Source organism: Micromonospora sp. NPDC047762, from assembly GCF_043204655.1.
In the GTDB taxonomy this organism is placed as follows: Bacteria; Actinomycetota; Actinomycetes; order Mycobacteriales; family Micromonosporaceae; genus Micromonospora.
Genome location: NZ_JBIDCQ010000008.1, coordinates 124,112 through 137,175 on the forward strand (window position 1 = coordinate 124,112; position 13,064 = coordinate 137,175).

A 13,064-nucleotide genomic window follows, 5' to 3' on the forward strand; every position below is an offset into this window, starting at 1 on the left:
CCTGGTCGCGCGTCTTCGACAGATCAAGCCGTCGCGACGGACGGTGTTCAAGGGCCTCATGGTCTCCGCGATGGCAAGCACCCTCGTGCCGTTGGACTGGGCCATCAACAAACGAGCCGCCTTCGCCGGCCCCACGAGCGAGCACACGTCCTGTCCCTGGGACTACACGCCCTCGTCGGCCAACTGGTGGAGCGGTACGGGGCAGTGCACGGGTGGCTGGCGTCGGGGTTCGTGGCCGTGCGCCAGCAAATACCACTTCGAAGGCTTCCGCTCGTACAGCGACGAGGGCTACACCTCCAACCGCGTCACCACCTACTGCAGCAGCAGAAACGCGTGGCGGTGGAACGGTTACCGGTGCTCGGACGCGATGACCACCACCGTGTGGAACAGCGGAGAGCGTCACTACGACCTGACCATTGCGCAGTGCGCGGTGTAACAACGTGACACGTAACAAGTACGGGGATTCGGCGGAGCGTCCAGCGCTCCGCCGACACCTTCTGGACCCTCGGACCTTGGCAGCCTTGATCCTGCTGGCGGCAGCCGCGCCGCTGGCATTGAGTCAGATGCTGCCCGACCCTTCCCGCCTCCCCGCGCTGGCCGCGCTGGCTGTCGCCGGCGCGGCGGCTGGCTACGCCAACTCCGGCTCCACTTGAAGCCACAATTCAGCATTCTTGCTGACCGCGTCGGTCTGGCGCGGAAAGAGTCCGTTGTTGTATTTCGGAATCGGCCTGTTCACCGGAGCTGTTGTTGTAGCGGTAATCGCCGCAGTCGTCGGTGGTATTGCGCAGTCTGTCATGCCGGGGATCCTTCGATGGATTCTGCTGGGCGCGATCGCAGCGGTGATACTTGCCCGTGAGTTCGGACTGGTGTCCTTCCGGATCCCGGAGAATCGACGCCTGGTGCCCGAGTCGGTGACCAGTCGGGGGCCCGAGGTGGGTGGATTCCAGTTTGGGTTCGAGATGGGCACGGGAATGCGGACCTACTCACCGTCCGCACTGCCGCACCTTCTGCTCATCGCGATCTTGCTCGTGGTTCCGTTCATTGGTGCGCTGTGCCTGGCGTTCGGATTTGCTGTCGGACGCTGGATCATGGCGGCGGGCAGCGTCGGATACGACGAAGACGGTACGTGGAGCCTGCTGTGGGCCCGGTACGCACGTCTGCTGGTTGCCGCTATGGCCGTCGTTGTCGTGATCATGGGCGTGATTGGATTGATGTGAGATTGGCAGCGTTCCCAGCCGGGTGGCGACGCATGGATCCACGGCGCATCTACCTGGTGTACGACAGCCGGTGCGGGGACTGCCGCGGTGTCGCGGCCCAGGCGGAGCACGTCATGGCACGGCCGGTTGCGTTGCGGTCGTGCCATGATCCGAACCCCGACTGGCGGACGCAGCCGGTGGCCGTCGAGAGGCCCAACTGCCACCGTCCACTGCTCGTGCTGGAGATGGAGGACGGTGACCTCGTCGAGGTTGCCGGCCTTCTCCTCTGGTGGCATGCTGCCCGGCTGGTCCATCCCGCACGGTGGTTCCCGGCGCTTCGGCTCGCGTTCCGGGTGGCCCGCCTGATGGCGACACGACAACGGCCGCCTCGCCGTCCAGGGCGCCCGGGTTGGATCAGCGGCACGTAGATTGATCACCGTTGGTGACGTCAGGTGGCGCCGTTCGGCTGCTCCCATCCGACGGGCCACCTGACGTTTCCTGAGGAGCGTGATGGAACCGGTACGGTTGACCAAGTACGCCCGCGGCGGTGGCTGCGCCTGCAAGATCCCGCCCGGCGAGCTGGAGATCATGGTGGCCGGTCTCGGCCCGGCGACCGGCACCGCCGAGTTGCTGGTCGGGTTGGACCACGGCGACGACGCGGCGGTGGTGCGCCTGGATGAGCGGACCGGCCTCGTCAGCACCGCCGACTTCTTCACCCCGGTGGTCGACGACGCGTACGACTGGGGCCGGATCGCCGCGGCCAACGCGCTCTCCGACGTGTACGCGATGGGCGGCACCCCGCTGGTGGCGCTCAACCTGCTCTGCTGGCCGCGCGACGTGCTGCCGCTGGAGTTGGCTCGTGAGGTGCTGCGCGGCGGCCAGGACGTGGCGCGGGAGGCCGGCTGTCACCTGGCCGGTGGGCACAGCGTGGACGACGACGGTCCGAAGTACGGTCTCGCGGTCACCGGCACTGTTCGCCCCGAGGAGCTGATCACTCTCGACGCCGGTCGGGACGGAGTGCCGTTGTCGCTGACCAAGCCGCTCGGTGTGGGTGTGCTGAACACCCGGCACAAGGCGACGGGGGAGAGCTTCCCGGAGGCGGTGGCCACGATGAGCGCGCTCAATCGGGAGGCCGCCCGCGCGGCGGTCGCCGCCGGCATTCGGTGCGGCACCGACGTGACCGGGTTCGGGCTGCTCGGGCACGCCTCGAAGCTGGCCCGGGCCAGTCAGGTCACGGTGGCCATCGACACCGCCCGGGTGCCCTATCTGGCCGGCGCGCGGGAGGCGCTGCGCGACGGGTTCGTCAGCGGCGGCAGCCGGCGCAACCTGGAGTGGGTGACCCAGTGGACCGACTTCGGCGCGGCGGACGAGGCGGAGCGGCTGCTGCTGGCCGACGCGCAGACCTCCGGTGGCCTGCTGGTCGCCGGCGAGGTGCCCGGCGCTGCGGTGGTGGGCGAGTTGCTGCCTCGCGGGGAACACCTGGTCGTCCTGCGCTGACCGGGGGCGGTCGACCCGCTGCGGGACACGCGGTGGCGGTGGTGCGAATGCCGCACGATACCCGATAAACTGTCACCTTCCCGCTACTCCGAGCAATGCCGCTCAGGGAAATTTTGCCCGGAATGGTCACAGACCGGTAACTTGCCCCCGGCTGGGGTCAAATGCCCCCCACCATCGTGTGTAAGGCCCGATCCGGAGGCCGGTGGGGACGAACGCAGCGAGGAGGCGGAATGACCGAGCTGTGGAACTGGAGAATCGACGGGGCTCAACCCGTGGAGGTCTACCCGGCGCTGGCGGAGGCGCTTGGTCGGGTGGTGATGCCGCTGGCGGTGGCCGACCCGGCGCGGCTGCCGGCGTACGCGGTGGTGTGTGACGTCTGGCAGGCGCCGGGCGAATTCGCGACGGTGGTCGACTGCTACGGAGTGCCCGAGCAGCTCTCCGAGCACGCGAGCATCGCCGCACTGGCCCGATTGCTGGGCCGCAACTGCCTGTTGCGCGACGACACGCTCGACGCGGGCCGGCACCTGCTCGTCGCTCCGGACGGCACGGTCCGTCCGGTGCACTTCGACGTGCGGGACACCGAGGACGGTGAGGTGCTCAGCAGGCTGCGGCTCTGCTCGCTGGGTGACCCGGGTTGTCGGGGCTGGTCGCAGTGTCACCGCTCGCGCTGGGCACCCGACACTGTCGCACCGGCGCTCGCCGCGGCCTGACCCTCTCCAGGGTCAGGCCCGGCCGGGTGCCGTGCCGGTCGGCGGCGATCAGCTGGCGGCGGTGGCCGACCGGTCGGTGGTGCCCCGCACCACCAGTTGGTCGAGCAGGACGCGCGTCGCTTCGGCCACGGCGGCCACCGCGGCGTCGAACGCGGCGGCGTTGTGCGCGGCGGGCGCCCGGAAGCCAGAGATCTTCCGGACGTACTGCAACGCTGCCGCCTCGACGTCCGCGTCGGTCACCTGCGGGGTGAACGGTTCACGCAGCGTCTTGATGCTCCGGCACATGTGAGTTCCTCCTTCGTCCGTCGAGGGCTGCCACTCGCCGTACAGGCGATGGCACCGACGGTGACACTTGGTCGATATTTGTCTATCCTGATCACGGACCAGAGCCGTTCGAGCCACATCCGCCGCTCGCGCTTCCAGCGCCCCGGGCCCCCGGAGACTCATTGTGGACCATGCCCCCACCCGCCCATCCCGTCCCGACCTGGACGATCTCACCCGTAGCCTGCACACCCCACTGGATCGGATCGCCGTCGAGCACGCCGATCTGGTCGAGGCGGTACGCAGGCGGGTCGTCACCAACGACTCCGTGCCGTCCGGCACAGTGGCCGTTGCCGCCTTCAACTCGTCCATCTGACCGATGGTCTGCCGGTGCGGTCCACCCGGAGTGGGCGGCCCCTGCCGGCGGATCAGCCAGTTCGTGCTGAAGGTGCACAGCCGCTGCGACCTCAGCTGCGACCACTGCTACGTCTACCAGCACGCCGACCAGACCTGGCGTGGTCAACCGGTGCGGATGCCGCCGGCCACGGTTCGGGCCGTCGCGCAGCGGATCGCCGAGCATGCCCGCGAGCACGGGTTGCCGGTCGTGCACGTGGTGCTGCACGGCGGTGAGCCGTTGCTGCTGGGGGCCGCGGGGCTACGGGAGGTTCTCGCCGAACTGCGCGCGGCGATCACCCCCTGGACGCGACTCGACCTGCGCCTGCAGACCAACGGCGTGCTGCTCGACGAGGAGCTGTGCCGGCTGTTCGTCGAGTACGACGTGCGGGTCGGTGTGTCCTTCGACGGCGACCGGGCCGCCAACGACCGCCACCGGGTCTTCGCCCACGGCGGCAGCAGCCACGAGCACGTCCGCCGGGCGCTGGCCCTGCTCCGTCGGCCGGAGCACCGCGCCAGCTACGCCGGCATCCTCTGCACGATCGACGTCCGCAACGATCCCGACCGGGTGTACGAGGCGCTGCTGGCCGAGAGCCCGCCCCGCGTCGACCTGTTGCTGCCCCACGCCACCTGGGACCATCCGCCGGAGCGCCCTGGCCCCGAGCCGACCCCGTACGCGGACTGGCTGGGGCGGATTCACCGGCGGTGGGTGGACGACGGGCGTCCGGTGTCGATCCGGATGTTCGAGGCGCTGCTCCCGGGTGGTGGCGGCACCGAGGCGTTCGGCGTGGCCCCGGCCGACGTGCTGGTCGTCGAGGCGGACGGGACCTGGGAACAGGCCGACTCACTGAAGACCGCGTACCACGGCGCGGCCGGCACCGGATTCGACGTGTTCGACCACTCGGTGGACGAGGTCACGCGGCACCCCGGGGTCGCCGTGCGGCAGGACGGCGTCGCCGGGCTCTGCGCGACCTGCCGGGCCTGCCCGGTGGTCGACAGGTGCGGCGGCGGCCTGTACGCGCACCGGTGGCGGACCGGCTCCGGCTTCGACAACCCCTCGGTGTACTGCGCCGACCTGCTCCGACTGGTCGACACCGTGGGGGCCCACCCGCCGCCCACCGCACCCGTGCCGCGGCAGAGGCAGGCCAGCCCATCGCTGCCGGGCGCGCAGTCCATCACCTCGCCCGTTGACGAGGTGCTCGACGACCTGGCCACCGGGTACGGGTCGGCGGAGACGCTCGGGCTGCTCGCCGCCACCCAGCTCTCTCTCACCCGGGCGCTGCTGGCGGCCTGCCGCGGCCGGTCCGGCGCCACCGCCGCCTGGGAGTTGCTCGTTCACCTCGACCAGGCGGCGCCGGAGGCGGTCCGGGCAGTCCTGGCGCACCCCTTCGCCCGGCCCGCGCTGGTGCATCGCCTCGACACGTCGGCCCTGACCGGCGCCAGCGCGCCGGGCGACCCCCTGCCGGCCCTCGCCCTCGCCGCGGCCCTGCGGGCGGGCGTCGCGGCTGCGGTGCGGGTCCCGGTGCGGGCCGACACGATCATGGTGCCCACGCTCGGCAGCCTGGTGCTACCCGGCCTCAGTGGGAGCGCCGAGGTGACCGCGCGGCCCGGCGAGTTCCGGGTCCGCAGTGGGTCGGTCGAGCAGATGGTGCTGCTCGACCCGACGGCACCACCATCGCCCGGCTGGCAACCGACGCGCGACGTGTCGGTGCCCGGTGGCCGGCTGCTCATCGAGGACGGCGACCCGTACCGCGACTGCTACGGCCAGCCGGTCCAACCCCGCCTGGAGTTGCCGGCCGCGCGGGCGTTGGGCCGTACCCTGGCCGAAGCCTGGCGGGTCGTGCACCGGGACGTGCCGGCGCACGCGGCGGCGCTCGACGGCGGCCTGCGTGCCGTCGTGCCGTTGGCGCCCGACCCGGCGCGACCCCTGCGGAGCGCCACCGCCCGACATGCGTTCGGTGCGGTCGCCGTCACCCCCCATCCCGACCCGGAGACGATGGCGGTGTTGCTCGTGCACGAGTGGCAGCACGCGAAGCTGGGTGCGGTGCTCGACCTGTACGACCTTGTGGAACCCGGTGAGGGCACCCGGATCAGGGTGCCCTGGCGTCCGGACCCGAGGCCACCGGAGGGCGTCCTGCAGGGCGTCTACGCCCACCTCGCCATCACCCAGGTCTGGCAGTCCCGGGCGGTCACCGACGGCGGCGACGCGTCGGCGCACGCTGCCCACTTCCTGGCGTGGACCCGGGACGGTGCGGACGCGCTGCTGGCCAGCCGGTCACTCAGCGCGGCGGGTGAGCGGTTCGTCAGCCGGCTGCGCCACGCCTTGGAGGAGACCCGTGTCGGGGCCGGCTGAGCGTCCGCCGTCCACACTGGGTCGCCGTCGCCTCGCCGACGACCTGCGGACGTTGGGCGTCGACCCAGGGACCTGCCTGCTGGTGCACTGCGCCCTTCGTCAGGTGGGTCCGCTGGAGCACGGCCCGGCGACCCTCGCCGGCGCGTTGCGCGACGTCCTCGGCCCGGCCGGCACGCTGCTGGTGCCCACCCAGACCGACGGCAACTCGACCACATCCCGGGCCCACCTGGCGGCCGTCGCCGGGATGGGCCCGGCGCAGCGCGAGCGGTACGAGGCAGCGCTGCCGGGCTGGGACCGCCGGACCACCCCTTCGCAGCGGATGGGGGCGCTCGCCGAGTACGTCCGGTGTGCCCCCGGTGCCGTGCGCAGCGACCATCCGCAGACCTCGTTCGCCGCGCTCGGCCCGCGGGCCCGGCAGCTCACCGACGGCCACGACCTCACCTGCCACCTCGGGGAGCGCTCACCGATGGGCGAGCTCTACGCGGCGGACGGGCAGATCCTGCTGCTCGGCCTCGGCTACGAGGCGTGCAGCGCACTGCACCTGGCCGAGTACCGCCTGCCGGTGCCGCCGCCGGAGCGTGACTACCACTGCTTCCGGCTTGTCGACGGGCGGCGGGTCCGCCTCGACTTCCGGGCCCTCGACCTGGACGACCGGGACTTCCCACAGGTCGGTGCCGAGCTCGACGGAACGCCGTTGGTGCGCCACAGTCGGGTGGGGCGGGCCGGTGCGCGCCTGCTGCCGGCACGAGCCACTGTCGACTTCGCGACTGCCTGGTTCGCCACGAACCGGCTGGCAGCTCAACGGTGAGGCGGGGACTACGCTGATGTTCCGACCGCGGTGGAAGGCGGAGGGGCGACGGTGATCACTGTGGACGCACCCTCCAGCGCACGCGCCCCACTCTTTTTCATCAGCTGCTCACGAGCGCTGGTCGCCCGCGCGACCGGCGAAACCGCCGAGCACGTCTCCCGCTTCTTCGAAGACCTCTCCGTCCACGTCAGCGAACTGGTTGGCCCGGTGACCGGAATGAACGCCGGCTTCCTGGACACCTCCATCGAGGACGGGGATCGCTGGAGCCCAGAGCTGCTCCACGCCGCCGGCACCTGCCAGGTCTTCGTTCCGCTGGTGTCCAGGGCGCTGCTCGGCAGTGCCTCGTGCGGCCGGGAGTGGGACGCGTTCTCCCGCCGACGAATCACCCCGCGGCGCAGCTCGGCCTCGCCCCACGAGACGGCGATCGTGCCCGTCACCTGGTTGCCGACGAACGGCGTGGTACTGCCTCGGGTGCTCCGCGACGTCCAGCGCTTCTCCGCGACCGCGTTGCCGGATCCCGACATCGCGGTGCACCACCAGCGGGAGGGGGTCCATGGCTTGCTGACCATGCGGTGGGAGAACGTGTACCGGGCGGTCGTCTGGCGGCTCGCGCAGCGGATCGTGGCCATCCACCGCTCGTACCTGGTCGAGCCGTGGGTGCCGGAGAGCGTGGACGAGCTGCGCAACAGGTTCGCCGAGGAGCAGGAGTGAGCCCGCCGACGGACCGGCGTCGACCGGGAGCGCGAGGGACGTACTTCTTCCTGAGCTACGCCCACTCGGCGCCGCCGCCGGGCGCCCGTGCCGGCGCCGACGTCTGGGTCGGCCAGTTCTTCGCCGACCTGACCGACGAGGTGCGGCGTCAGGCTCGACCCGTCGCCGGCATGCGGATCGGCTTCTTCGACCAGCACATCCCGTTGGGCGCCGACTGGAAGGCGGCCCTCGCCGAGGCGCTCGGTGACGCCGAGGTCTTCGTCCCGCTCTACTCACCCGGCTACTTCAGTCGCCCCTGGGCGCTGGGGGAGCAGGAGTCCTTCCGCGCCCGGTTGGCCGCCACCGGGCCGGCCCGGGTCACCGCCGGCCACCTCACTCCGGTGCTGTGGATCCCGTTCCCGCCGTGGGAGGCCCATCCGGAGTTGGATGGCGCCCTGGACCTGGGCCGGGACGTCCCGGAATACGCTGCCGACGGCCTGCGCGCGTTCTGCATGCTGGCCCCCTACCGAGCGCAGTACGAGCTGCTGCTGAGCCGCCTGGCGAGCCGGATCGTGCACACCGCCGAGCGACAACCGATCGGCCCGTCCAGGGCACCCGGCCTGGACGAGGTCGTCCGCCCGGCGCCGACCGACCCGGACTTCGTCGTGGCCGTCCTGGCTCCGACCCGGGACCGACTGCCAAACGATCGCGACCCCTCCGGCTACGCCTCCAGCGGCCGGCTCTGGCGGCCGTACGGGCGCCGCCAGCAGCTACCCGCCGCCGAGTACGCGGCCAGCACCGCCGAGCGGCTCGGGCTCTCGGCCCGTACCGAGGACTTCGCGCAGGCCTCCCCGCTGCTCGACCGGCGGCCGGCCGTGCTGCTTGTCGACCCGTGGATCGCGGCGGCGCCAGCCGCGGCCGCGGTGCTCGCCCGCATGCTGCACGGCCTGCGGCAGTGGGTCGTGCCGTTGGTGGTCACCGACGACGAGGACAGCCAGAACGCCACCCGCTGGGCCACCGAGGTGACCGAGTTGCTGCACGACGCCGGGCTGCCCCAGGTGAAGCGCGCGTGCAGCATGCCGGAGTTCGTCGACCTGATGCCCGCGCTGGTCACCGAGGCGCGCCGGCAGTTCCTCAAGTACGGCCCGGTCGTCTCCTTCGAGCCACAGCCGGAGCCGGTGCCGAGCCTGCGTGACGGCCTGCCCGCCGCCGGCTCGACCGACCCCGCGTCCCCGCCTGATGATCCGGGCCCACCGCGTCCCTCCGGGGAAGACCGATGAACAACGATCGCGAAGGCCAGGTCGTCACCTTCTACTCGTTCAAGGGGGGAACGGGTCGGACGATGGCGCTCGCCAACGTGGCCTGGATCCTGGCCGCCAGCGGCCGTCGAGTGCTCGTCGCCGACTGGGACCTCGAGTCACCCGGTCTGCACCGCTTCTTCCATCCGTTCCTCGACGCCGAGGCGATCCAGGGCACCAGCGGTGTGATCGACATGATCCGTGACTACGAGTGGGAGACCACCCGGGTCGACGACCGACCGGACCGCTGGATGGAGCAGTACGCCCGGGTCGGGCGGCACGCGTTTTCGCTGCGCTGGAACTTCCCCGGCGGCGGTGGTCTCGACTTCCTCTCCGCCGGCCGGCAGAACAGCGACTACGCCGTCTCGGTGAGCGGGCTGGACTGGGACAACTTCTACAACCGGCTGGGTGGGGCGCAGTTCTTCGAGGCGCTGCGGGCGGACATGAAGCGCCAGTACGACTTCACCCTGATCGACAGCCGGACGGGGCTCAGCGACGTCGCCGACATCTGCACCCTGCACCTACCGGACACCCTTGTCGACTGCTTCAGCCTCAGCGACCAGGGCATCGACGGCGCGGCCCGGGTGGCGCACTCGGTCCGGGACCGGTACCGGCGGCGCGACATCCGGGTCCTTCCGGTGCCGATGCGGGTCGACCAGGCCGAAAAGGAGCGGGCCGAGGCGGGTCGCCTGCTGGCCATGCGGCGGTTCGCCGGGTTGCCGGCCGGCATGACCGAAGCGGAACGGCGGCGTTACTGGGCCGCGGTGGAGGTGCCGTACCGACCGTTCTACGCGTACGAGGAGACACTTGCGACATTCGGTGACCCGCCGGGCTCTCCGACGTCACTGCTGGCCGCGTACGAGACGTTGACCGGGATCCTCACCGACGGCGCGGTGACCGCGCTGCCGGTGATGGACGAGTCGGTGCGGAAGCGGGGCATAGCCCGTTTCCGCCGCCGCACCGAGGCGGTCGACGACCAGATCATGCTCCGGTGCGCACCGGAGGACGCCATCTGGGCCGAGTGGCTGGAGCGGGTGCTCAGCTCGGCCGGGCTGCGGGTGGTGGAGCCTACGGCCGCCGTCGGGTCCGCCGGCACGCCGGCCCCGCGCACGCTGACAGTGGTCTCGCCGGCGTACGTGGCGACGCCGTCCGGCGGTCTGCCCTACCGGGACCTGAGCACCGGCTCCACTGCCCTCGCCGTGTACGTCGCCGACCTGCGCCCGCTTGCGGAGTTCCCGTCGAAGAGTTCGACCAACCTCGTCAACGTGAGCGCCGCGACCGCCGTGGAACGAGTGTTGCGGCTGGTCGGACGGCCGGTGCCGTCGTCGCAGGACGGCCCGGCGGGCGGGAGTGCCCGCTTCCCCGGCACCGAGCCGCTGGTCTTCAACGCCCCCAACCGGAACGCCTGGTTCACCGGCCGGGAGGACGACCTGGCGCGGCTGCGCGCGCAGTTGCAGAGCGGGGGTAGCGCAGTGGTGCTGCCGGTCGCTCTGCAGGGCATGGGCGGCGTCGGCAAGACGCAGGTGGCTCTGGAATACGTCCACCGGTTCAAGGCCGCGTACGACGTGGTCTGGTGGATCGTGGCGGACCCGCCGCAGTTCGTCGACACCGCCCTCGCCGACCTCGCCGTCCGTCTCGGCATCCTCGCCGGGCCCACCCTGCCCGACACGGTCCGCTCGGTGCTGCAGGTGCTCGGCCGTGGCGAGCCGTACGAGCGGTGGCTCGTGGTGCTGGACAACGCCGAAGAACTCGACCAGATCGAGCCGTTCCTGCCGCAGGGCCCCGGGCACGTTCTGCTGACCTCCCGCAACCGTGCCTGGGGTGACCGGGCGAACCCGATCCAGGTGGACGTCTTCGACCGCACCGAGAGCGTGGCGCACCTCGCCCAGCGGGTGCCCACCATCAGCGTCGAGGAGGCCGACCGGGTGGCCGAGGCGCTCGGCGACCTGCCGATCGCGGTGGCCGCGGCGGGGGCCTGGCTCGCCGACACCGGCACGTCGGTCGCCGACTACCTGCGGCAGATCGAGCGACACGGCCCCAGCGCGCTCTCCGTGGAGGCGACCTGGGACCTGTCGCTGAACCGGCTGCTGGAGCAGGCTCCGGCGGCGTACCGGCTGTTGCAGCTCTGCTCGGTGCTGGCCCCGGAGATCGCCCTCGAACTCATCTACAGCGACGAGATGGCGGCTGCCCTCGTGCCGTTCGACCCGTCCGTTTCCGAGCGGCTGGTGCGCGGTGCCCTGGTCCAGCAGATCAACCGCCTGGCGCTGCTCAAACTCGACGTTCAGGGCGGTCGGGTCCAGGTGCACCGGCTGTTGCAGGCGGTGGTCCGCGACCGGATGACCGAAGACGAGATCGACGCCGCTCGACACCAGGTGCACCTGGTGCTGGCCGCGTCCCGGCCCCGAGGCGACGTGGACGACCCGAGCACCTGGGCCCGGCTGCGCATGCTCTGGCCGCACCTGGAGGTCTCCGAGGCGTTGACCTGCCCGGACGAGTCGGTGTGTCAGCTGCTGATCGACCGGGTCCGCTATCTGTGGCAGCGCGGCGGTCTGGACCAGGCCGACGTGTTCAGCCAGGAGGTGGACGACACCTGGAGCGCCCGGCTCGGGGACACGCACGACGAGGTCGAGGCATCGGCGCTCAGCCGCCAACTGCTGCATCTGCGCTTCAACCGGGCGAACATCTGGCGCTGCCTGGGCCGGTTCGACGAGGCCCGGGACCTGGACGAGGCGGTGCTGGCCGAGCAACGTCGGCTGCTGGGCCCGCTGCACCCGCACAGTCTGATGACCGCCGGCAGCCTCGGCGGTGACCTGCGGGCGCTCGGCCGCTACGCCGAGGCCCTGGAACGGGACCGGTCCACCTACGCCTCCTGGCTCCAGGTGTTCGGCGAGGACCATCCCCGCACGTTGAGCGCCGCCAACAACCTCGCTGTCTCGTACCGACTGGTCGGTGACTACCGGTCGGCCCGTCGCTGGGACGACGAGGTGCACCAGCGGCGGCGGCTGGTGCTCGGCCCCACCCATCCCCACACCCTCGTCTCCGCCGTGCGGCTGGGCAGCGACCTGCGGGAAGCTGGCGAGTACGGCAGGTCGGCGACCCTGCTGCGCACCGTGTACGAGACGTACTGCGAGGTGCTCGGGCCGGATGACGGCCGGAGTCTCGCTGCCCAGGTCAACCTGGCGGTGTCCCTGCGCAGTTGCGGCCGGGGCAGCGAGGCCGCGCCAATGTTCGAAACGGCGTACCGCGGGCTCGACGAACAGTTTGGTCCGGACAACCCGGACACGGTGGCGTGCCGATCGAGCCGCGCAGCAAACCTGTTGGCTGTCGGCGATGCGGCCCGTGCGCTCACCGAGATGAACGCCGTGCGGGCGGCGTTCGAGGAGCAGCTCCGGCTCGGCCCGGAGCACCCGCACGTCCTGGCGACGCTGAGCAACATCTCGGCCGCGGAGCGCGCGCTCGGCCGCAGGTCGGACGCCCTCGCGTCGGCGGCCTGGGCGGTCGGCGAGTTGCGCAAGGTGCTCGGGCCGGACCACCCGCACACCCTCGCGGCGGAGGTCAACCAGGCGGTGTGCCTCGCCGAGGAGGGTGACTGGGAGCTGGCGCGGGACCGCCTGCGGGAGACCGCCGGTCGGCTGGCCACGGTGATCGGTGCGGACCACCCCGACACGCTGCGCTGCCTCGGCGATCTCGCCCTGGCGGCGAGGCGGGCCGGCGACGACGGCGCCGAGGACGTCGACGTCGTGGTGGACCGGCTGGCCGAGGTGATCGGCGTGGAGCACCCGACGGTGCAGACCCTGCGCGAACGGAGGTTCGTGGTCCGGGTGATCGACCCACACACCATCTGAGCGGGGTGTTCGG

12 protein-coding genes are annotated in these 13,064 nt (G+C 71.6%); 11 read left to right on the forward strand and 1 reads right to left on the reverse strand.

The genetic code is table 11. From position 1 onward, the window contains the following. The first annotated feature begins 70 nt into the window (after positions 1-70). The 5 genes from ACGF3C_RS23915 to ACGF3C_RS23935 all read left to right on the forward strand — a co-directional run bounded on the left by ACGF3C_RS23915 (position 71) and on the right by ACGF3C_RS23935 (position 3,403). Complete coding sequence (locus tag ACGF3C_RS23915; protein WP_357223652.1) at positions 71-436, forward strand: hypothetical protein; 366 nt, start codon at positions 71-73, stop codon at positions 434-436. A 76-nt stretch (positions 437-512) separates the two neighbouring features. Then, entirely contained in the window at positions 513-653 is a 141-nt protein-coding gene (locus ACGF3C_RS23920; protein WP_357207917.1) for a hypothetical protein, read from the forward strand. Between the two features lie 18 nt (positions 654-671). After that, the gene (locus ACGF3C_RS23925; protein WP_357207919.1) at positions 672-1,217 is read left to right on the forward strand and encodes a hypothetical protein; all 546 of its coding nucleotides are present in this window, start codon (positions 672-674) and stop codon (positions 1,215-1,217) included. A 486-nt stretch (positions 1,218-1,703) separates the two neighbouring features. Beyond that, complete coding sequence (gene selD, locus ACGF3C_RS23930; protein WP_393225301.1) at positions 1,704-2,693, forward strand: selenide, water dikinase SelD; 990 nt, start codon at positions 1,704-1,706, stop codon at positions 2,691-2,693. A 230-nt stretch (positions 2,694-2,923) separates the two neighbouring features. After that, positions 2,924-3,403 (forward strand): hypothetical protein, encoded by a 480-nt coding sequence (locus ACGF3C_RS23935; RefSeq protein WP_091400520.1) that lies wholly within the window; start codon positions 2,924-2,926, stop codon positions 3,401-3,403. A gap of 48 nt (positions 3,404-3,451) precedes the next feature. Here ACGF3C_RS23935 and ACGF3C_RS23940 read toward each other — a convergent pair whose 3' ends face one another. After that, on the reverse strand, positions 3,452-3,688 hold the full coding sequence (locus tag ACGF3C_RS23940) for a DUF2277 family protein (RefSeq protein ID WP_355009924.1): 237 nt from the start codon (positions 3,686-3,688) through the stop codon (positions 3,452-3,454). A gap of 163 nt (positions 3,689-3,851) precedes the next feature. Here ACGF3C_RS23940 and ACGF3C_RS23945 point away from each other — a divergent pair, with 163 nt between their 5' ends. The 6 genes from ACGF3C_RS23945 (at position 3,852) to fxsT (ending at position 13,051) form a co-directional block, all read left to right on the forward strand. Next, positions 3,852-4,040: a hypothetical protein gene (locus ACGF3C_RS23945; protein WP_357223643.1), complete on the forward strand. Its 189-nt coding sequence runs from the start codon at positions 3,852-3,854 to the stop codon at positions 4,038-4,040. A 63-nt stretch (positions 4,041-4,103) separates the two neighbouring features. Then, the gene (locus ACGF3C_RS23950) at positions 4,104-6,410 is read left to right on the forward strand and encodes an FxsB family cyclophane-forming radical SAM/SPASM peptide maturase (RefSeq protein ID WP_393225306.1); all 2,307 of its coding nucleotides are present in this window, start codon (positions 4,104-4,106) and stop codon (positions 6,408-6,410) included. Further along, the gene (locus ACGF3C_RS23955; protein WP_393225309.1) at positions 6,394-7,218 is read left to right on the forward strand and encodes an aminoglycoside N(3)-acetyltransferase; all 825 of its coding nucleotides are present in this window, start codon (positions 6,394-6,396) and stop codon (positions 7,216-7,218) included. Before ACGF3C_RS23950 ends, ACGF3C_RS23955 begins: the two co-directional genes overlap by 17 nt. Positions 7,219-7,269: 51 nt before the next feature. Further along, the gene (locus ACGF3C_RS23960) at positions 7,270-7,929 is read left to right on the forward strand and encodes a TIR-like protein FxsC (RefSeq protein ID WP_357234484.1); all 660 of its coding nucleotides are present in this window, start codon (positions 7,270-7,272) and stop codon (positions 7,927-7,929) included. Next, positions 7,926-9,188, forward strand: a complete 1,263-nt coding sequence (locus tag ACGF3C_RS23965) for a TIR-like protein FxsC (protein WP_393225312.1) — start codon at positions 7,926-7,928, stop codon at positions 9,186-9,188. Before ACGF3C_RS23960 ends, ACGF3C_RS23965 begins: the two co-directional genes overlap by 4 nt. Then, a complete protein-coding gene (gene fxsT, locus ACGF3C_RS23970; protein ID WP_393225315.1) occupies positions 9,185-13,051 on the forward strand; it encodes an FxSxx-COOH system tetratricopeptide repeat protein in 3,867 nt (1,288 codons plus the stop codon). The genes ACGF3C_RS23965 and fxsT overlap by 4 nt, the downstream gene beginning before the upstream one ends. Positions 13,052-13,064 lie beyond the last annotated feature (13 nt).